The following is a 22,056-nucleotide window of genomic DNA, read 5'->3' as shown; positions in this document are numbered from 1 at the left end:
ATTATTGATGATCCGCCTGCCAAATGGTATGAAGTTTTTTAAGCGAAAGGTGCGGCATTCTTTAGATTCGCGACCATCCTTCATCCGAGCGGGCCTTGCCGGAACGCCCATAAAACAAGGCTGCCCGCCGGTTCATGACCGTGCCGGACAGCCCCGTCTCTTATTTCGTTACCATTACGCCGCTTTACGGAGCGGTTTCGGCAAAGGTCGCATCGGCTTCGAACGTCGCGCCGGACCCGCTCTGCGCATACAGCAAATAATTGGAGTGGCGCAAATATTTGGCCGTATCCGTCCATGTTTGGTAGGACGATTGCCGGGCATCCGCCAATCCCGCTACGCGGCGGAAGGTCGCCTCATTCGCGAAGGCGGCCGTGCTATCGTTCGAATCAAACCAAACCTCCCCGTTCGATCGGACGCGCAGGTAGCGCCCGGGAAAGTTGACGGACTCGAACGAAACGCCGCTCGGATCGGCCAGTCCGGCAACCATCTTGAACTGCGCGTCCTGGGCCGGAGTAACGCCCGCATCCAGCCGTGCCCGATAGTTATAGTGCCGCACGAAACGGTCCGGAAAATTATATGATTGCAAGCGAACGTTGACGGATACCGGTTCGAGCCTCCATTGCTGATTATTGCCATTTACAAATCGCCATTGCTGGATAAGCGCCCCGTCTGCGGCAGAGATCCCGTCCACATCCGCCGGCTTATTGCTATGCACCGGGGTGATGCGGTGATAGCCGTCGCCCACGGGGATAAAAGCAAATTTCTGATTGTCTCCTCCCGTACTGTTCCACAGCTGAAATTTGGCGCCATGATTAAGAGAGCCGCTTGCTATATCCAAATTCAGTCCGCTCTGCGCATTCTTGATGCTGTATTGACCTCCGCCAAGATGAGTCACCGTCCACTGCTGATCGCCTCCCCCGCCGGAAGTCCATTGCTGTACGCTTGAACCGCTGGTCGTTCCGGCCGCATCCATCGCCTTGCCGGTATGGCGAACGATAAAACGATAAGTGCCGCCCGGAATATTCCCGCCGGGGAGAGCAGCCGTTCCGCCGCTGCCGGACGGCCGGGTATAGAGAAGCGTGCCGTATCCGGGCTGATCGAATGCAGAACCATGATTCGTATTTGAATTCGGACCGCCTTCCGGCCTCATTAGCTGCGCGCGTGCGGCCATATTGGGCACCGGCAGCCCCCTGCGGTTTGCGTAATGGTTGTAAATCATTTCCCAGACCGGGCGCATTTCATTACGGCCAGCGCTGGATATTGCCGTTTGGGTCTGAACGGCGCCGTTCGTGCCGGAGCCCCATTCGTAAGTCGCGAACGGTACGTTATCGTCTCCGTTGTTGTATTTGGCAACGTATTCGGCGGCGCGCAGAAACCGGTTATCCGCCCACCCATACAAGTCGTCGCCTTGATTCCAGGCCATTTCATTAATTACAGCCATTAATCCGATGCCGAGCATAGTGTGCGGCTGGTCGCGCCCGGACTCCTGCCACTGCGCAAGCCCGCCCGGATGCAGGAAAGGAATCGCGTTATAGATGGAACCGTTGCCGGCGCCGTGTTTAAAATATTCGATTCCGATATCGTAAATATCCCGGCGGTCGCAGAAAATCCCGATTGCGACGGTCGCGGCCATATTGGCCAGATCCCAGTTCGCCCAATAATTTTGGATGTACGCGTCGTTGTGATCGTCGCCGAATTCATTGCCGATCAGGAAGCGTTCGTTAAGAGGCTTATAGAATACATTGAGCAGCATGTCTTGCATATCAGTCAAATTGAATCCGGGATAGTCCCGCATAATCTCCGCCGCGTTGGCCATTTGATAGCCGTATAGACCGGAAGCCAAATAGCGGTCCGCATTGCCGGAAATCGTCGTAAGCGTGGATGACCAGGCGTTCAGAATATTGCGCGCCGTGTCGCCGTTAGCCGTGTTGCCGGTGATCTTCCACAGCAAAGCATTCTGGTAAGCGCGTGCGACATCGATGAACAGCAAGGCGACATTGTCGCCGGTGCCGCCGCGAATAATCGTATCCGTAGCGCGCGGGGTCCAGTTGGATGAGGAAAGCGCGCTGCCCGCCAATTGATTATAACCGTCCAAATACGGCCGCGTGCCCGCGTCGACCATCTGCTCCATGCGGTCGAAATCCGCCTGCGTGTGCAGCAAGCCGGGATGCGCGAATGGACCCGTAGACGCCCCCGCTTCCTTTTCATGAACAAACCCGAACATACTCGCCAGAAGGCTGAATACAATCAAATACTTAATAAGCTTCTTCATACGTGCCAAATCCTCCTTTTGAAAAAATAGCCATACCATCGCATGCACCTTAGCCTTGGAACAATCGTCGTCTGAAGGTCCCTCAACGGGAGTCCCGCGAAAAGAGAAAGCCCCCAATCTCGAAACCGCAATTCGAATGGGGGCTTTCGACTCTATTTCTATACCGCTTGTCCTCGCTCGTCAATCTTCCTGCTGCTTCACGGTAATGGTGATCGCCATGCTGCTCGTCTCGCCCGCCGCATTAAGCAATACGGCGCGGTACTCATATAAGCCCGGAGCTTTGCCGGTGACGTTGGTTACCGCTTTTTGCGCGTTCGGCGTCGCTTCGCTCAGTGTCTTCGTGTCGATCAGGACGCCGTTTTCGTACAGACGGTATTCGGAACCGTTCATGCCCCACCACATGTTCATTGCAACGTCGTAGCTTCCGTCGCCGTCCCAGTTGTTATGGGACAATACCGGTTTGCCCGGCGCCGCGTCGGTAACGGTAACGACTAGCGGGGAGCAGGACGTCGTCCCGAAGCTGTTCGTCAGCTCGCATGTGTACGTGTACGTGCCGTTTGTTTTGCCCGTAATGTCGGTCTTCGCGGTTTGCGCTTTCGGCGAATTATCCGTCAGCGACTGTTCGAACACCTTCACGCCGTTCTCATACAGCTTGAACACGGTGCCGTTGTTCCCCCACCACAGGTTCATCGTGACGGTATAGCTGCCGTCCTTCAGTCCCGTGTCGTGGCCGTTGTCGTCCGAGAGCACCGGTTTCCCCGGTGCCCCGCCGGCAAGCGGCATGACGTCGTGCAGCCACTGCGCCCAGCGGACCAACGCGGCCGTCTGACCTGCGGTGAACGCTTTGCCGCTCTGCCCGTTCACGTCCTTGATGTACGATTGCAGCAGTTTGCGCGCTTCCGCGCCTTTCCTTTCGGCCGCTTTCGCTTCGGCCGTCTCCAGCAGCTTCCGCAGCGAGGCAACGGCTTCCCCGGCGCCCGCTGCGCCGGTCTCGGCCGCGAACGTGCCGGTCAAGGCGGAGAGGCTGTCGAACGTCGCAAATGCGCTGAACGAATGTTCGGCAGAGCCGCGATGACCCGCGGCATCTGCCGCTTCCGCCGATACGATGTGAACGACCGGCTCAAGCGTATAAGCCTTGACATCCGCAAGCGGTGCATCGCAAGGCGAGTAGGTCACGCCGGATACGGTATCAACCGCATTGCAAGTGATGCTGACCGTCTGATCAATCGTGTACGAAGCTTCGCCGGATATCGTCACTTGCGGCGCAGTCAGATCGACCTTGACATCCACCGATTTCGGATACACCGATCCGGTTACCGTTACAGGACGATACAGCATTTGGTTCGTCCCTTCCCGGCCCAGGGCAACAGGCTCGTCGTAGACGCTCCAGCTGCTTCCGCCGTCCAGGCTGTACTGCACATTTCCGCGGGCCGACAACGTTACCGTTACGGGCACCGTATACCAGCCGTTCATGCCGTTCGGCGCGGATGGCTCGAGCGCTGCCGCGATCTTGATCTCCACGCTTTCCAGCGCTTGAAGAAGAGCTTCGGCTGCCGTATCGATCTCCGCTTGGGTTGCGTCGGCATTGCCATTCGCCGCCTGCGCCGCCGATACCGCCGCCTGAAGCGCCTCCGCGCTTTCCGGCGTCACATCCTCGGCGTTAACGGCCGCCGCTTCTTCCAGCAGGACGGGAATGAACGTACGGTCAATCCAATTTGCCGCCGTATTGTTCGCAACCGCTTTGATCTCGTCCGCGCTTAAGACGGAATGGTAGATGCGGAATTCATCGATCATGCCGTTATACAGTGGATCGGCGAATTGGCTCTTGCCGATGTAATGGACTCCCGGTTTAAAATCGCCCGGCTTGATCGTGACGCCGTTATTCGTCGCCTTCAGCTCGCCGCCCACATACAGCTTGGCCGAGCCGCCGCCCAGCGTCACCGCCACATGCACCCATTGATTGGCTGCCAGCTGCGACGTTTGCACCGTCTGTTCGCCGCCGCCATTCTTGATCGCGAAGCGGAGCGTATTGTTGCCCGATCTCGGCGACAGGAACAGGTATTGGTTCGTATTGTTGCCGAAGTCGAAAATTCGCTGCCACTGGCTGCCGCCCCTCCAGTATACCCAGGTAGATAAGGTCATTTCGTTGTAACCGGCCAGAGCATGCGCCTGCGGCAGCTTGACGTAGCTGTCCGTACCGTTCAGATTGATTGCTTTGCCGACCTTGCCTTCGGCATAATCCGGCACTCCTTCAACGGTTCCGTGAGACGACCCGAATGAATTTTCAGCATTTTCTTCAAACGCATACAAAGACAGAGGGACTTGAACAAGCCGGCCTTTCGCCTGGTCAAGCTCAGCCAGAAGCTGCGCCCTGTCGGCATCCGGTTTTACGATCTCCGCTTCGATCCGCCCTACTTCCTTCATGTACACGTAGTGGCTGCCTCTCGTGTAGTCTTCCGCGGGTAGAATATTGAGCTTTACGTTGAAGTCGATCGTCCGGCTGACCTGAAACCTGCCGTTGCCGACCGTGAACGTGACCGGATGGCTGCCGTAATCCGCCAGGTCCGGCATCCAGCTGAAGACGCCGGTCTGCGCCTCAAATGACGCGCCTTGCGGCAATTCGCCGACGCTGTAGACCAGCGGCTCGCCGGTTGGATCCGAAGCGGGAACCGAATAGGTGAACGCCTGTTCGGCCGTCAGTTCGACATTCGCAACGGGCTCGAATACCGGCTGTCCTTTGACCATGATATGAATCGTTTTGGCAGAAGACAGCTGACCCGCCGTCGCGGTAAAGGTTACGGCATGCACGCCGCCCTGTTCTTTGCCCGGCGTCCAGACGAACGTTTGCGTCGCCGCATCGAAGGATGCTCCTTCGGGCAGACCGTTTGCCCCATATCCGACATCCGTCACCGCATTGACGGCTTGAACCTTTAATGTGAGCGTGTTTTCCGCAATGACGGTCTTGTCGGCAAGCGATTCAAGAACCGGCATGCCCGGAATATATTGCAGATCCGATAATGCGGCCGCCAAATTGTTATCCGTGATGTCAATCTCTTCCTGGGCCGCTTCCGGGTTATCTCGCACCGCGGTTGCTGCAGATACCTGCTGCCCGAGCGCCAGCAAGCTTTCTTCTGTATAGATGCCGCCCTCTTGCGCGGCCGCCGCTTCTTTCAGCAAGAAGGTCAGAAGCGTCTTGTCAATGCCTCTTCCCAGGAGCTCGATTTCTTCAAAATTCACGAAACCGTTATGGTCGTCATAGATGCGGATATAACGGTACGGCGTCTTGTCCGGGTTGATGCCGGAGTGCCATTTGTATGCCGATGTCGACGGAATCTTGTACAGGTCAACCCAGTTTACGCCGTCGTTAGAGCCTTTGAATACGGTTCCGTTGACCCGGCTCACATGCGTCCTTCTAGGCAGGTAGCGGAAGGTGTCGATCGCCTTTTCGCTGCCTGCTCCAAAATCGACGTCCACCCAGCTTACGGCCGATCGGTTGTGGGCAATCGTACCCGGATCCCCGTCGAACAAATACCAGCCGTTCTGCGTCTCGGATATGTTGTCGTTATTCCAGAACTTCTCCGACGCCCTGACCATCGCGGGTTCCATCTCCGCTTTCGCCAGCAAGGTCCGGAACGAAACGAGCAGGCCCGACGCTTCATAGACGGCGTTAATCAGCGCTTCCTCGTCCGCTTCGGGACTCGTCATTTCCGCTTTGATACGGTCCAAATCCTTGCGGAACAAATAATAGCTGGCCTTCGTATAGTCGTCCGCAGGCAAGCTCTCCATACGCGAGATGACAGCTTCGAACGAATCCGCGTAAACGGAAACCAAGGACGAGAACGGCTGCGAAGATCCGTCTCCGTGAATCGGCAAAACCTTATAATGCAGGCTGCCGTATCTCAGCTCGGTTTCCTGGTAGGAAGTCGCTCTCGTCCCTGCCAGAACGAGCTTCCAGGGGGAGCCTTCTTCCGGCTCCAACGTGCCCGGTTTCAATACCGGATCGGTTGCGCTTGCCTCCTCGTCCGTCGTGCGATACACATTGAACCAGGATGCCTGTTTCGGTTTATTCCAGTACAGCGTTACTTGATCTTCCGCTTTTTCAACGTATGGAGCAATGCTGCCGCGCTGTGTTTCCGTTACCGTTACCTCGCTGAACTGAGCCTGTTCGGACGCTGCAACGCCGGTATAATACGCGTACGGAAGTACGGTAAACAATTTCTCCACAAACTTCCATTCCGCTCCATCCTTGGATACAAAGGCATAAACGTACTGCGAATCATGATCGCGAACCAGCTTCATATAGGGATACTCTGCCGCCGTGTACCCTTGAAGGTTCGCACCAAACGGGCTTCTTCTCGTGTCCGAGAAATCGTGGCGGGAATCCCTCGTACGGTTCTGAAGGACAAGATTGCCCTCCCGATCGGCTCCGAAATAAATATAACGGGTGTTCGGTTGAAGCGAATCGCGCATCATGATGCCGCCGGCCGCTCCGCTAGGTTCGCCGAGCTTCGCGCTAATGGAGCTGCTGTCCGCAACGACCTGGCTGACATAATGCAACGAATCGTTAATCTCTCTCTTGTAGAGGATCAGATCGTCGCCTTCTCCCAATCCTTGGCCGTTGGCGTCCCGGATCGCGATGGCGGAGCCGGAAACCGTAGCGCTGCCTGCCGTCGTGCCGATCCGGTCGTCGCGCCAACCCGCATCCGCAAGCGCGGATACCGGCGCCGTCAAATCGACCTTGGCGAAGTGGGAATCCCAGCCCTCTCCGTTCTCGTTAACGGCAGCTACTTTATAGTAGTACGCCTGGCCGTTCTGAACGGTCGTGTCTTTGTAGTAATTGCCGGCGACTCCTTCGGCGATCGTCTCGTAAGGACCGGCTTCCGCCGCCGATCGTTTGATCGTGTACGACTTTCCGCCGGAAGTCGTCTTCCAAGAGATGCCCGCATAGCCGTTGCCCGCAAGCGCGTTCACAAAGTCCACATGGAACGGCTTCGGAGCGGGATCCGTATTGGACGTCAATTTCAATACCATCGCCGTTTTCGCCGGAATGGTTACCTTCCCGCCGGCAACGGGAATTTGCTGACCGGATACGAGATCCGTCACCGTGCTTCCGCTGTAGTCTGCCGGCATTTCAATATCAAATGACCGGGTATTCCCGTATACGTCGCGGGTTGAATTGACGGCAAACAAATACTTGCCGTATCTTGCCGTCAGCAGATCCGGATATCCGGCATAAGGCGTATCCGCCTCGAAATTATCGCGCGACACTTTGCCGACGCCGGGCTGGTAAGTGATCGGCAGCATTTCGCCCGCAAGCGCTTGAGGCGCCCCGGAACCGTTCGACGCCTGGTCCTGCATGAAGATCGCGTCCACATTATGCATCCGAATCCAGTAGTCCTCGTATTGGAATCGGCTGTTTGTCGCGATTTCGGTAATGAAGGTATGCGTTCCGTTTATCACGCGAAGCCTGCCGATGCCGCTGTAGCCTTTATTCAGCTCGTTCAGATTGGCGATCATGCGAAGATCGCCGTCCCGGATCGAGAAGAACATGTTGTCTACGTCCGCGAAGGCGAACTGCCCGTAATCCTCCGGATTTACGCCGAGTCCTTGAAGCTCTTCCGCCTTGTAGAATGCAAAGTCCGTCTGCGGAAGAACGACTCCGGCCGCCACGCCGCCGAATCGGTCATAGCCGGCGCGCGTTTCCGTCACGTATTTATACGTATCCGCCAATAAATAATCGACTTTATTCTTGGCTTGCGTCGTGCCGAAGAAATTGAAATATTGATTATCCGCCAGCTGCTGCTGGATATATCCGACGGCCTCTTTGGCATATTGCCAGTAAATATCCCATTCCGCTCCGCTGTATTTTTCTTCGTTCCGCACCATCGCCATTTCCAGCGACGCATACAGCATGCCTTTGCCTTCCACGCCGTCGTTTCTCGTATTATAGGCAGCGAAGCCAACCATGCTCGTATTCCGCTCGTCCGTCACCATTTCCGCTCTCATTACCCGGTTACCGTCCGCGTCCGTACCCGAAATGCGGGTGTAGCCTCTGGCATGCAGGTTTTTTAACGCCAATTTCAATATTTCGTCGGTCAACGCTTCATCACTGCCGTTAAACAACGTTTTGAAATAATATTCCGGCATATAGTTGGTCGCTTCCCCATAGTTGGCGACATACCCGTTTTCCCTTGTCAAACCGGCTTCCGTCATGCCCGTGTAATGCTTGCCGTACGGCAGCCGCCTGACGACATTCCCGTCCGCATCCAGCTTGCTCTTCGCCAGTCCCTTGGCGACGATTTGCAAATAATCGTCCGTAAATCTCGCGCTGCCGTCATGATAGAACAAGGAATGATACAAATCCAGCGCCTCGCCGTTCGGCCCGACCAGCACCTCTTCCCCGAGGAACGGCGCGCCTCCGAGCGTCTCAAGCAAGATTCGCCGGCTGCGTTCTTTGCCTTCATAGAAGGAAGAGCCGATCACTCGCAATCCTTCATGCGCTTCCCAGGCGCCTTCGTACGTATACAAAACCTGGTTATAAATATAGGACAGTCTGGAACGGGCAAAGTCGAAGTTCGCTTTCAGCGTTCTTTCCCACGCTTCGCGGCGCGTTAACTCCCCGCCGTTCCAGTCCACCCCCGCAAGGGAGAACTCTCCGCTCGCCGTCCCGGTTGCCAAGGGCTGGTCCAGGAAAGCTTCGAAGGCGGCTGCGCCATAGACGGCGTCGTCTTTAATCAGCTTCTCGACAATGTACAAGGCTTCGCCCAGCGCGCCATAGTAGCCGCCCCAGTCGCCCTGGTGGCCGCCCCGCGTCACTAGCCGGGTATTGCCGTAATAATCCTTGACATGGTTGTCGATGACTTTGAATATGCGCTCCAGCGCCGCTTTCTTCAGCTCCGGCGTGTTCGCCGGCGACCAGTCGTAGTTCAGCGCGTTTGCATAAAAACGCAGGTCGTCGACGTATTTCACGATCGACAGCTTGGCGCTCGGGCTCGCATCCACCGCGTTCGAGAAACGGTTGAATAGACCGATTTGGCTTTTCGTATACCCGTCCACCATCGCTTGCTTTTCCGCGTCCGTCAGACCGGGCGCCAGCGCGTCTTCGGGAACGACTTTTGCGCCCTGCGTTTCGCCGGCTACGTCGATCCAGGCATCCGTATGCGTGTAGGCGTTGTAGTACGCCCTGGACTTGCCGCTCATGACGCCCCATACATCGAGCGTCTTGATCGTGATCTCGACCGTTTCCTTGCCGTAAGTAGACTCCAGCGGAAGCATCGTCGTCCCGTAGTAGAAGCGCCCCGGCAGCGGATTATCGTACCCTCTGTTAATCGGCTGATAGTCGCCGAAGCGGAGGAAGCCGACTTGCTCGCCGTTAATGTTGACTACGGACGTATAGCCCGCGTCGCTCCCCCAGAACTTGACGGTGAAATAGTTCTGCCGGACGGGATCGACCTTCATCGTAAACGTCAAATCCCCGCCCTGCTTCTCCGCGGGCACCCGCGGATTCGATACCCGCGCCGGTTCGCCCAGCGCCCCGACGACGGCGCTCGTATCGGCGCCAGCAAAGTTGTGAGCGCTTTCCGATTCCGCGTTGCCGAATATCAGCTTGTCCAAATGACCGTTCGCGGACGTCTCCTCCGCCGCCGCGTGAGCCGGCGTTCCCCCTGCCGGGTAGACCGTCTGCAGCAGCAGCGCGGCGATCAAGGAAAAGACCAGCACCCTCCCGGCTCGTCCAGACGTTTTTCTTGTGCGTTTGAATGCTTCTTTGATGCGGCTTTGCATTTGTCCGTCGTCCTCCCTTAATACGAAATCCAATTCCCGTTAAAGCGTTTACATTTCGTTGTGCGATAACCCTTCTTCCTTCGCGTTACTTCGTCGCCGGCCGTCGATCCGCCCCTTTCGCCCATCATCGCTCCCTGCAGGGAATCCATGGTATAGATTAGCATGACGCGCCGCTGGCAGCTATTGTAATAATCCGTTATTTCTAGCAACTTTCGATCGGGATCTTGCTTGCCTCCCCGCAGCCGCGCATACATTTCTTCCGTATGGCTAATGCTACCGGCGAGGTGATGGCTTTGGATAACAAACGGGATGAACCTACCGTCGCGCCGGGCATGAATACGCACGATCAGATTGAAGAGAAAGCGACGGAAAAAGAAATTAAAGAAGGAGACTCCACTTCGGTGACGCGTCTTTTTCTTGATCGCACGCCGGAGGACTAAACGTCCTCCGTTTTCTTTTATTTGGAGGTTCAACAAGAACAGATCGAATGATCGTCGTCATATTCGTCCCTTCCGAAAAAGAACGGCACCTTACCGCCGATTGCCCGGTAAGATGCCGTTCGTTCTATCCTTCCTATCCCCGTTCAAACGTTCCTACGCCTCTTCGCGGAATTGCCCCGGGGTCATGCCTACCGTCTTGCGGAAGGAGCGGATGAAGTTGGCGGAGTTGTTATACTGCAGACGCTCGGCGATTTCCACGATTTTCAGATCGGACTCCTTCAGCCATTTCTTGGCCATGTCGATCCGGTACTGCGTTAAATATTCGCCGAAATTAATGCCGGTCTCCTGTCGGAACACGCGGCTTACATAGTGAGGATGATAGTTGATGCGCGAAGAACACTCCTCCAAGGTGAGCGCCGAATCGAACTCCCTACGGATCATATCGACGACCGCTTCGGATATATGCTTGAATTGGGAATCCCGCCGGGTACCCAGTTTCCGTATGTATGGATCGACGAAGATCGACCAGAACCAATGCTCGATCTCCCGCACGTTCCGAAGCTTGAACAAAGACTGGATCAAGGCGGCTTCATCCTCCTCGATGCGATCCATCGGAATGGTCAATTCCTGCCCGAACTTGAGGAGGCCGATCAGAAGCCGCAGCAAGGACAGCTGATAATCCCGATGCCGGGCGCCCGGCTGGAACAGCGCTCCGATAAATTGCTTCAGAGCCAGCTCCGATTGCTCCGCGTTCCCGGCCCGGATCGCATCCAGCAGAGCTTGCTCGCCGGCGGCCGGATACCGGTTCGGATTGCTCTTCTGCGGCTGAACGTCCTCGATAAACAAAATCGACTGCTGACCCAGACCTACCCTGTACTTCAGCGAGGCCTGCGCTTCATAGAGCGCTTGCTGGGTTTCGGCGAACGAGCTGAACGGACGGCTGATGCCGATGCTCACCTTCATCTCCAAGTATTGATCAATCGCCTTCTGGATCTCGTCGGACAGGTTGAAAATTTGCTCCTTGAAGTCCGCTCCCGCTTTCGAAGAGCCGATCACGGTTACTTGGCAATCCGCGTGGACGATCGGGAGCAGCCTTTGCTCGGCCGGGACCAGCTCGCCTACGATATTGCTGACGGCGAACATAAGCAAATCCCGATTCGCCTCTTCGTACCGGGTATCCTTCAGCGTGTCGATCTGAATGGCGATTACGCACATGGATGGCCACGGCTCCTCCAAGCCGTACAAGCTCAATTTCTCCTCGAATTTCGCGGGCTGGATCGTGCCGCCGAACAATTTTTGCATAAAAAATTCCTTGAGCTGGATCTGCTGCCCTTTGAGCTCGTTCATGATCAGGGACTGGTTGCGGATCAAATAATCGACGCGTTCCCCGATTACTTGCAGCTCGCCGCTGCGCTTCCCTTCATCGCCCGGGGAAGGAAGGCTCGCGAGAGCGGAATAGATGGATCGGATCGGGCTGTACATCTTCTTGGACCCGAACCAGGCAACAAGCAGCGTGACCAGCAGGATGGCCATGCAGACGAGCAAAGTAAGCCAGCCGATGATTTTGTTCTGTTCGTTCACCTGCTCGTTGGACGTGACGGATACGTAGCTCCAGCCGTTATAGGCGGATTTCCGATAGGTGACCGTCACGACCTCTCCGTCCCGCTTGGTTGCATATTGCCCGATAGGCTCCTTCGTTTCGAGAAAGGGCTGCAGGTAGAGCTGCTCCGACATGCTGCTTCCAAGCCGGGTGCGGTCGCGGTCAACGATGACGTTGGCGTTCCGATCCAAAATAAAAGCGCTGCCGAGCTTGCCGTTCAGAAACGCGTCAAGCTCCTTCATGACGTCGGTCGACAGCACGACGCAGATGATCCCTGTCGGATTAACGGCGTTAATCGGATACTTCTTCACAAAGTAAACGGACGGGAGGGCATTCGGAAGCGCTTCCGACCCGCTCGTCCAGAAGGAGCCTTCCGGCATTCGGGAGAAGGTTTCAAGCAGCGGCCTGAACGCCGGGACGCTGTATTCGTTGACCCCGCCGCTCGAAACGATCCAGTTTTTGTTCAGGCTGAACAGAAAGACGTCCCTGATGCCCAGCTCATAGGTTTGAATGCGGGAAATGCCGTCGTACAGCTCGTGCACCAGCTGGAAATCGCGGCTGGATATATCTTTGTCGAAGGCGCCGGTAACGACGGGAGACTGCAGCAGCTGCGTAGCCGAATTATCGATCGTCCTTAGCGTTTGTTCGGCACGCATTTGCATTTGCTGCAAAAGCAGCTTATTGCTCTCGTCTACTTTCTCTTGCACGGTTCGGGAAGCGTTGTAATAAGCGAAGGTGCCGAGCAGAATGACCGGTACGGTGCCGATCAAGAAGGACAATACCATCAGCTTCAGTAAATAGGACGAGGACCGGAATCTCATAATGCCTCCAATGGGTAGTTTCCCAGCTAGTCCTTCAAGTGTACTAGAAAACGCCTGATTAAGCCATGACGCGGACCCCGGCGCTTCATCCCGTTTACGGATGCCGGTCTTATTCCCCGGCCAGCTTGGCGTATTCGGCATTCATTTCCTCAACGACTTTGCTTCCCCCGCTTTGCAGCCATTGCTCGACCGCCTCGTTCCATTCGGCCTCATCGACCGAGCCCATAATGAATTTCACGGTGGCGTCCGTGATGATCTTGGAGAGCTCCTTGCCCTTCTCGATCTCCGTATTGGAAATGAACGGCGCGGCCGGGTTAGGCACGGCAAAGGTTGCATTGTCCTGGAACAGCTTCGTGCTGAGCTGCTCCAGCTCGGTTCCGTAGTTCACGACCTGATTCTGCAAAATCATGAACTGGTTGCCGTCCGTAATTTCGGCCCTGATCTTCGGATCCGCGTTCGGAAAGTAACTGCCGTTCTCAAGCGTGTACTGCTTTCCCTCGATGCCATATTTCATCAGATTTTGAATTTCTTTCTCGGAAACCTTGTCGAAGTAAGCGAGAATTTGCTCAAGCTCGGCTTCCGTCTTCACGCTCGTCTTCGGGATCATGTACATGCCCAGATAGCCTGAGCCGGCACGGGTCCGATCGCCCTTCGGACCCGCGATGCGATTGATCAAGTTGATTTCGGCGTTCGGATCGACCTTCTTGATGTTGTCCTCGATGCCCTTGCCGTCCAGCATATTGTCGATCCAGAGCCCCGCCTGGCCTTTATACATAACGGACCGGCCATCCTGGACGATCGCGAAATCCTGGTTGATGATTTTTTCATCGTACAGTTTCTTGTACAACTTCAACGTATCCAGGTAGGCTGGCGTCATATGGGCCGGAACGAGCTTGCCGTCCTTCAGCTCCCATTCGTTGGGGCCTCCCATATAGACAAGAATGTCTTTGAAGCCGGCTATGTTATTCCCCTGCATGCCTACGGCAAGCCCGATCGTATCCTGCTTGCCGTTCTTGTCCGGATCTCCCGTTGCAAAGGCTTTCAGGACCGCATACAGCTCGTCGACGCTCTTCGGCGCCTGCAGGCCCAGATTCGCCAGCCAGTCCTGGCGGATCATCAGTCCGAAGCGGGCGAGATCACGCTCCCGGTACACGCCGTAAATTTTGCCGTCGATCGAGATGTTATTCAATACGAGCTCCGACATCTTGCCAAGATTCGGATAGTTTTTCAAATACGGTCCGACCTCCCAGAACATGCCGGAACGGGCCGCATTGACGATGAAGGAGGCTTTCGGTTCCAGCGCAACGAACGTTTTCGGCAGCTCGCCGGATGCGACGGTCGCGCTCAGCTTATCCGTGTAGGTCGAAGAAGGTACCCACGAAACGGCAAGCTTCGTGCCCGTCTTCTCCTCCAGCGCTTTCAGAACGGAGCTGTCGGCGGGCATTTGCTCCGGATTGTAGCTCGGCAGCATCATGCTCAATTGAAGCGCTGCCGGCGTGCCCCCCGATTCGCTGCCGCTTGGGGGAGCCGCTTCGTCGTTTCCTCCGCAGGCGGTGACGGCCAGCGCGATCGCGGCTAGCAAAGCTCCGGCTTTCATACGTCTTTTCCGATTCATTCTGTTCATTGTTACTTCCTCCCTTTTTCCATTTCTCTATTATATCTCATCCCTTAACCGAGCCTAGCAGTACCCCTTTGGCAAAATGCTTCTGCAAAAACGGGTATACGAGCAGAATCGGAAGGGTAGATACCACGATGACCGCCATCTTGACCGCTTGATCCGGCGGAGCGACGTAATCCGACTCCATCGCGGTGGAGTCCCCGACGCCGCCCGAAGCCAAGATGACAATCTGCCTCAGCAGCACTTGAATCGGCCATTTGGTATGATCGTTGATGTACAGAACCGCGTTGAAGAACGTATTCCAGTGGCCTACCGCGTAAAATAACGAGAACGTCGCAATGGCGGGCATCGATAGCGGCAGCACGATTCGCAGAAAGATGCCCAGGTCGTTGCAACCGTCGATCTTGGCGGATTCCTCCAAGCCGTCCGGCAGCTGCTGAAAAAAGTTCCTGATAATGATCAAGTTGAAGGCGCTAATCGCGCCCGGGATCAGCAGCGACCAATAGGTATCGATCATGCCCAGCTGCTTCACGACCAGGAACGTCGGAATCATCCCGCCGCTGAACAGCATCGTGAACACGATCAGCATCAAGATCGGCTTGCGGAAGTCCATGTCTTTGCGGGCTAGCGGATACGCCATCAAGCAGGTAAAGAAAAGGTTGATCAGCGTGCCCGCGACCGTGATGTATACGGTTACAAGCAAGCTTCTGACAAGCGTCCGGGTGGAGAAAATATACTTGTACGCGTCCAGCGAGAATTCGGTCGGGAACAGAATAAACCCGCGCATCAGCAATTCCTTCTGCGTGGCGAACGAGCCGGCGATGACATAAATGAACGGGATGACGGTAATCAAAGCGAACGCGAGCAATAGCGCGACGTTCACGCTATCGAAAATTCGGCTCCCCCAGCTTGGTTTGATCGGCATGGCGACTCCCCTCCTTTGTCTAATAGATGCCTTCTTCGCCGAATTTTTTGGCCAGATTGTTGGCAACGACGACCAGAATCAACCCGACGATCGACTTGAACAAGCCAACCGCCGTACTGAAGCTGTACTGGCCTTGGCTGATCCCGACGGAATAGACGTAGGTGTCGAATACTTCCCCGACCTCGCGGTTCATGGCGTTCAGCATCAGGAAAATTTGCTCGAAGCCCGTATCGAGAAAATGGCCAAGGCGAAGGATGAGCAGGATAATGATCGTGCTGCGAATGGCCGGAAGCGTAATATGCCACAGCTGGCGGAGCCGGTTCGCCCCGTCCATGCGCGCCGCTTCGTACAGCTGAGGGTCTACGCCGGACAGCGCCGCAAGGAAAATGATCGTTCCCCAGCCCGTTTCCTTCCACATGACCTCTGCCGTAACGATCGTCCGGAACCACTCGTTGCTTACGAGAAAATTGATTTTTTCCCCGCCGAAACGAGCCAGCAGCTCATTCATAATGCCGCCTTCCGTCGTCAGGAACATATAGGCGATGCCGACGACGACGACCCAGGACATAAAGTGGGGAATGTACACGAGCGTTTGAACGACGCGCTTCGTCAATTCCTGTCTCAGCTCGTTCAGCATAAGCGCCACGATGATCGGCAGCGGAAAGAAAAACAGGATGTTGTACGCAGCCAGAATGAGCGTATTCCGAAACAGAACGACAAAATTCGGATCGCCGAACAGACGCTCGAAATGCTTGAGCCCGACGAATGGGCTGTCCCAGAAGCCCAGAAACGGCTGAAAGTCTTTGAAGGCGATGAAGATGCCGTACATCGGCCAATATTTAAATACGAGAAAATACAATAGACCGGGGAGAACCATCAAATAGAGCCACCGGTTCCGCGCAAGTCTGCCCGCCCATGCCGACGGCCTTGAGGCCGAAGACACGGCGGCTTGCGCCGCGATACTTTTTGGCATGCCGCTACCTTCCTTTCGTTTCCTTGTCACATGTGGCGGAGGATTGGATCAACAGCATCATCATACGAGGGTACCGCCGTTGCCGTCGATAGTCCCTGCTTGATCAGATTGCCTTAAGGACGCCATTCCCGCGGCATGAACCGGGAACTGTCATTCGTTGCGATCGTTGTCATTCGTTGCGATCGCGCGTTGCGGCCATGAAAAAAAGGCCTACCGCATGGTAGACCCATTATGACTCAACATCGTAATCATCCTATCGTATCAACCTTCGTAAGTCTCACCGCCATGAACGGTTTGCCCGGAAGCTCGATTCGGAAAGTTCCCTCAAAGGTACCCGGAAGCTTCTCGATCGTCATGTTCCACGAATCGATGACTTCGACCCGGAACCGGATTCCCGGCTTGCGGTTGAAGTTCCGGAAGCGAGGCTGGTTGAAGCCGAAATAATACAAGTAATATTCATCCTTGACTCCCGCGCACGGCACGTCCCAGTCGGAAGGCAGCGGATTGAGCACGCCCCCGGGGCTCTCTTCCGTGATTCCGCGGAGAAAAGCGATCCGCTCCGGACTCGTTCCCGTCAATTTGCCGCCTTTGGACCACCACAGAATTTGTTCCGCATTAAGATAGGTTTCGCCGTGACCCACGTATCCCCCGCGAACCGCGCCTTCCCAAAAACGGCGGGTCATCTCTTCCCCGCTGATGTTGCCCCAGCCTTGATCGATATCGCCCTCATAGGCGCACTCGTCGATCACGATGGGCTTGTTCCATTTCTCGCGCCATTCGTTCGTTGCCTCCGAGGTTTTGTAGACGTCGATGCGCTGGATGCTGCAATGCGTGACCCATGGTTTGCCGTAATCGAAAAAGCTTAAACAATTATGGTTCGAAATGAGGTGGCCGGCCGGGTCGTTATCGGTGACGATTGCCGCAAACCGCTCCCAGTCCTCCTCGCCCTTCGACCACATCAGATCATACTCGTTTGCCAGCGACCACCACACGTTTCGGTATGCGGAAAGCCGTGCGGTAATATAGCGAAGGTAACGATCATCCGCAGCCGCGGGCATTTCCGAATAGCCCCATCGGTCGTAAGGATGAAACAGGATGAGATCCGCCTCGATGCCCAGCTCGCCCAACTCGGCGATCCGTTTCTCGAGATGCCGGAAGAATGCCGGATTCGGCCGGGTGTAATCCCAGCCTTCCGCCAATGAGCCTTCGAACGGATAATAGACCGGTTCGTTCTCGTTGAACAGGTACGATTTTGGAAACACGCACATTCTCAGTTTGTTGAACGGGGAAGCTTTCAACGTTTCGAGCGTCTGCTCCTCCAGCTCGTCCCCTTGGTGCGTCCAGGCGTAACAGGTCGTCCCTACGGGAATGTAGGAGGTTCCGTCCGCATAGGCAAAATGGAACGTATCCTTTACGCGCAGCGGGCCATGGTTGCCCGGGGAAGGCTCTACGCTCCGGAAGGCGCCTTCAATCCCGTCGAGCGACCGCGCATTGCTGGTCGTCCGAAACGTCCAGTCTCCTTGAACGTCCGGCATGAAGCGGATGCGGAATACCCCGTCGCCGTCATAGAAACCCGCCATGCGGACGGTCTTGTCTCCGGATCGGAATTCGGCGGCTAGGGCAACATCCGTCATTGGATTGCCGTGGCTCGGACCGCTAAGCTCGATTTCGTAAACGCCCCATTGTTCGGCCTCGGCAGGCGCCCGAACGAAAGCGGAACCGGCCGGGACGCCGGCAGATTCGTATTCGGCGGACGGAATGATGTCCGGTTCCGGCTCTAGGGATGCCGGATCATGCGGCACATCTGCCAGCTCGGACAACGTTTCGGCAATCCAATCCGGCTGAGACAGCTCTTCTTGACGGATTCGGTAGTATTGCTCGAGGGACAGACTCTTGAAGAGCGACGCGATATGAGGCGCAGCCGTTTGCAAAGCCGGTATCCGGCGTACGATAATGCCTCGGGCCGCATCGTTCTTGTATAGGATGCCGATGCGGGTCTTCTCGGTATAGGTCATGTTCGCTTCTCTCCCTGCTACGCTTTTTTTGCCATCGGTTATTGCACGTTGTTGTCTTTCGCCCACTGATCGAGCTGCTTCTGCTTCTCGGCAAGGATCTTGTCGAGGCCGGCAGCCTTCAGCTTGCTAATGAATTCTTCCAGCTTGGCGGGATCGATCGTGCCCGACTCCAGACCGGCCTTGTATTGGTTGTTGACGTTTGCGACCGCGGCGACTTCGGTCTTCACGGGAGAAGAATCGAACGAGAAGCCGAGCGCTTTGGAGAAAGTCGAGGACTTGTTGAACGCCTTCATCTGTTCCCAAATATCGGGCGCATTGCCTTCCCATACTTTAGCCAGCGCGTTGTTGCCGACTTGCCATTGGTTGAAAACGTAGTTGCTTCCGCCTTCCGGCGCTTTGATCAGTCCGTTGCCGGCATCCACGTAATGCTTGCCTTCGATGCCGTTGGCGATCAGGTTAACAATGTCCCGGTCGGTATAGAGCAGGTTCAACAACTGGGCTGCGCGATCCGGATCCTGCGTATTTTTCGGGATCGACATCATGAAACCCGTACCGGAGTCGGAAGTGGAAATCGGGTCCACGAATCGTGCAGCGACCATTTCATATCCGTTAACGTTTTTCTCCTGGGCTTCGAAGCCCGGTTTCAAGTTGGACAGGTAGCTGAAGCCTTTGCCTGCTTTCACCAGACTGTTATTGCTTTCCTGCGTCGTTGCGGCATCCGGCATGATGTAGCCGGCCTCGTACCATTTGCGGGCAAGCTGCAGAGCGTCTTTATACATTTGCTGCTCGTAGAGGTTCACGACTTTCAGATCCTGGTTTTCGATGATCAGGATTCCAGGCGTATCGCCCAGCGTATCGATGTAACCGCGCACGATTTCAGCCGCAATCCCATTCGTTTGGGAACGCTGAACCAGCGGATACATCCCCGGCTCGTTCTCTTTGATTTTCTGGAAGATCGGATCAAGATCCGCATACGTCTTCACATTATCGAACGTCAGGCCGTACTTGTCCATCAGATCTTTTCTGGCTACGAATCCGTGGTCGGCCGCCGTATCGCGCACGCTCGGCACGCCGTAGCTCTTGCCGCCGACTTTCGTTGCATGGAAGATCGCCAGCTCCATCGTCTCTTTAATCGTCGGGGCGTGTTCCTCCACAAGCTCGTCGATCGGCAGCAGCTGCCCCTTGGCTACCTGCGAGCTGAAGTTCAAGAAAGAAGAAGTGACAAGCAGGTCGAGCGGCTCGTTGCCGGCGAGCAGCAGATTAACCTGCTGTGCCCACGCGCCGATGTCGATGGGCATCAATTTGACCGTCGCGTTAATTTTTTCTTTGGTGATTTTGCTGATTTCATCTTGAACGAGAGCGACTTCATTCATATTTCCGAGGCCGATGAACGCTACCGTCAGCTCCATTTCTTTCCCGTTGGCAGAGGAAGGGGCTGCTGCGCCGTCGTTTGAGGCAGCCGGATCGGAGGATCCGGTATTGCCGCCCGAATCGCTCGAGCTCGAGCAAGCGGAAATCAGCAGCGACAGAATCAGTAGAACGGATAGCAGGAGCGTTACGGTTTGCGGCTTTCTTGTCATGTATTTTCCCCCTAGATTAAGTTGGCACTGCTCGGCAATCTATACCAACCGGGCGCAAAGGCCCGGAATTGGCTTATCCTGGTATTAACCCTTGACCGCCCCGATGGTGAGGCCTTTGACGAAATAGTTCTGGAAGAACGGATAAATGAGGATCAGCGGCAGGATGCCGATGACGGCCATGGCCATCCGGACGGAATTCATCGGCGGGTTGACCGCCATCTGCTGGTTGCCCAGATTGTTCTGCTGGAGGAACTGGATGTTGACCAGCATCCGGTTGAGCAGATTCTGGATGCTGAACAGTCTCGGCTCCGTGATATAGATCAAGCCGTTGAACCAGTCGTTCCAGTAGTTGATCGTCAGCATGAGGCCGATCGTCGCCAGAATCGGCAGCGACAGCGGAAGCACGATCCGGTAGAAAATTTTGAACTCCGAAGCTCCGTCGATATAAGCCGACTCGATAATCTGAACCGGAATCGAATTGGCGAAAAAAGTCCGGATCAGCAGGATGAAGAAGCCGTTGGTGAGCAGTCCCGGAATGATCAAGGACATCAGCGTGTTCTTCATTTGGAAAACTTCGGTATAAATCAGGTACGTCGGCACCAGGCCTCCGTTGAACAGAAGCGTGAAGAACACCAGGAAACTTAGCATGCCGCGCAGCGGCAAGTCCCGCCGGGACAACGGATACGCGAGCAGGGCGCTGATCAGCAGGCCGACGAAAGTGCCGACGACCGTGATCAGAACGGTGATCCCGTAGGAGTTGAACATCGCCGCCTTCTGCATCCAAAGGTAGGAATAAGCTTCCAGGCTGAACTCGCTCGGCCAGAACGAATAGCCGTTGCTGACGATCGCGCTTTCCTCCGTGATCGAGGACATGATGAGCAGAACGAAAGGAAACAGGCACAGGGCGACAAGAATGATGAATATGGCATGGACGACGGGCTGGTTCATATCGTTTGTTTTCATAGCCGTTTTCCCCTTTCCGCTTAGAACAAGGCGTTTTCTTTGTTGCGCCGGCTGACGATGAAGTTGGACAGCAGGACCAGGATGAATCCGACCAAGGATTGGTACAAACCGGCGGCGGAAGACATTCCGATATCGCCGAGCGTCATCAGGCCGCGGTAAACGTAAGTGTCGATAACGTCCGTAACCGGCTGAAGCGGACCGGAGTTGAGCGGCACCTGGTAGAACAAGCCGAAATCCGAGTAGAAAATGCGGCCGATCGCCAGCAGCGTCATGATCGTAATGGTAGGCGCTATGAGCGGTACCGTAATGGCCCGGATCTGCTGCCATTTGGTCGCTCCGTCGATCGTGGCCGCTTCGTAATACTCGTGATCGATGCCGATGATCGCCGCCAGGAAGATGACGCAAAGGTAACCGGCAGACTTCCAGAGCTGAACGATGGTCAGGATGTAAGGCCAGTATTTCGGTTCGAAGTACCAGGATATCGGCTCTATTCCGAGCAGCGGAAGCAGATTCAGGTTCAGGTATCCGCTCTCTGCGCTCAGCATCGAGAGAACCAGATAGCCTACGATAACCATGGAAATCAGAAACGGCAGAAGGATGACGCTTTGATAGAAACGGGCCGATAGCTTGTTTCTCACCTCATTGAGCAAAATCGCAATCGCGATGGCCGTGACCGTATTCAGAATAATGAACGATCCGTTATAAAGGATCGTGTTCCGGGTGATGATGTACGCATCCGCCGTCTTGAACAGATACTCGAAGTTTTTGAACCCCACCCAATCGCTGCCGAGTATCCCCTTGGCATAGTTAATATCCTTGAAGGCGATGACGACGCCGAACATCGGCAGGTAATTGTTGATAACGAGGTAGACGATCCCCGGAACCATCATCAAAAACAATGCCCGGTAACGCCTGAGCTTCTTGAAAAACGGAGTCCATCCTGTTTGTGCCATCCGCTGTCCCCTTCTTTCTTGCGTGTCGTTGTATTCCCATTCTAAGGGACGGCGGGACGGGCCGCTTACCAATAAAACGACTTCCCGCTTTCGAAATTCCGACCTTCTCCGGGT

Annotated in this window: 11 protein-coding genes; 1 reads left to right on the top strand and 10 read right to left on the bottom strand. The window is 55.6% G+C overall.

Translation table 11 applies throughout. The features are described 5' to 3' along the window. Positions 1-184 precede the first annotated feature (184 nt). Positions 185-2,272, bottom strand: a complete 2,088-nt coding sequence (locus IDH41_RS00970) for an AbfB domain-containing protein (protein ID WP_223829338.1) — start codon at positions 2,270-2,272, stop codon at positions 185-187. A gap of 180 nt (positions 2,273-2,452) precedes the next feature. Beyond that, entirely contained in the window at positions 2,453-10,054 is a 7,602-nt protein-coding gene (locus tag IDH41_RS00965) for a LamG-like jellyroll fold domain-containing protein (RefSeq protein ID WP_190857416.1), read from the bottom strand. Between the two features lie 293 nt (positions 10,055-10,347). Here IDH41_RS00965 and IDH41_RS00960 point away from each other — a divergent pair, with 293 nt between their 5' ends. Continuing rightward, positions 10,348-10,494 carry a hypothetical protein gene (locus IDH41_RS00960; RefSeq protein ID WP_190857666.1) on the top strand — a complete coding sequence of 49 codons (147 nt, stop codon included), beginning with the start codon at positions 10,348-10,350 and terminating at the stop codon, positions 10,492-10,494. A 153-nt stretch (positions 10,495-10,647) separates the two neighbouring features. Here IDH41_RS00960 and IDH41_RS00955 read toward each other — a convergent pair whose 3' ends face one another. The 8 genes from IDH41_RS00955 to IDH41_RS00920 all read right to left on the bottom strand — a co-directional run bounded on the left by IDH41_RS00955 (position 10,648) and on the right by IDH41_RS00920 (position 21,942). Further along, positions 10,648-12,915, bottom strand: a complete 2,268-nt coding sequence (locus IDH41_RS00955) for a helix-turn-helix domain-containing protein (RefSeq protein WP_190857414.1) — start codon at positions 12,913-12,915, stop codon at positions 10,648-10,650. A gap of 109 nt (positions 12,916-13,024) precedes the next feature. Then, a complete protein-coding gene (locus IDH41_RS00950) occupies positions 13,025-14,539 on the bottom strand; it encodes an extracellular solute-binding protein (protein WP_190857411.1) in 1,515 nt (504 codons plus the stop codon). Between the two features lie 37 nt (positions 14,540-14,576). Beyond that, a complete protein-coding gene (locus tag IDH41_RS00945) occupies positions 14,577-15,458 on the bottom strand; it encodes a carbohydrate ABC transporter permease (protein WP_190857409.1) in 882 nt (293 codons plus the stop codon). Between the two features lie 19 nt (positions 15,459-15,477). Further along, on the bottom strand, positions 15,478-16,431 hold the full coding sequence (locus IDH41_RS00940; RefSeq protein ID WP_190857407.1) for an ABC transporter permease: 954 nt from the start codon (positions 16,429-16,431) through the stop codon (positions 15,478-15,480). A 248-nt stretch (positions 16,432-16,679) separates the two neighbouring features. Then, positions 16,680-18,446, bottom strand: coding sequence for a DUF5605 domain-containing protein (locus tag IDH41_RS00935; protein ID WP_190857405.1), 1,767 nt, complete (start codon positions 18,444-18,446; stop codon positions 16,680-16,682). A 38-nt stretch (positions 18,447-18,484) separates the two neighbouring features. Beyond that, positions 18,485-20,026 carry an ABC transporter substrate-binding protein gene (locus IDH41_RS00930; RefSeq protein WP_190857403.1) on the bottom strand — a complete coding sequence of 514 codons (1,542 nt, stop codon included), beginning with the start codon at positions 20,024-20,026 and terminating at the stop codon, positions 18,485-18,487. Between the two features lie 84 nt (positions 20,027-20,110). Beyond that, the gene (locus tag IDH41_RS00925; RefSeq protein WP_190857401.1) at positions 20,111-20,989 is read right to left on the bottom strand and encodes a carbohydrate ABC transporter permease; all 879 of its coding nucleotides are present in this window, start codon (positions 20,987-20,989) and stop codon (positions 20,111-20,113) included. Positions 20,990-21,009: 20 nt separating this feature from the next. Beyond that, positions 21,010-21,942 (bottom strand): ABC transporter permease, encoded by a 933-nt coding sequence (locus IDH41_RS00920; RefSeq protein WP_223829337.1) that lies wholly within the window; start codon positions 21,940-21,942, stop codon positions 21,010-21,012. Positions 21,943-22,056: the final 114 nt, after the last annotated feature.

It is taken from the genome of Paenibacillus arenilitoris (assembly GCF_014705655.1).
Classification (GTDB): domain Bacteria; phylum Bacillota; class Bacilli; order Paenibacillales; family Paenibacillaceae; genus Pristimantibacillus; species Pristimantibacillus arenilitoris.
This window is presented reverse-complemented; position numbering and strand designations above follow the sequence as displayed.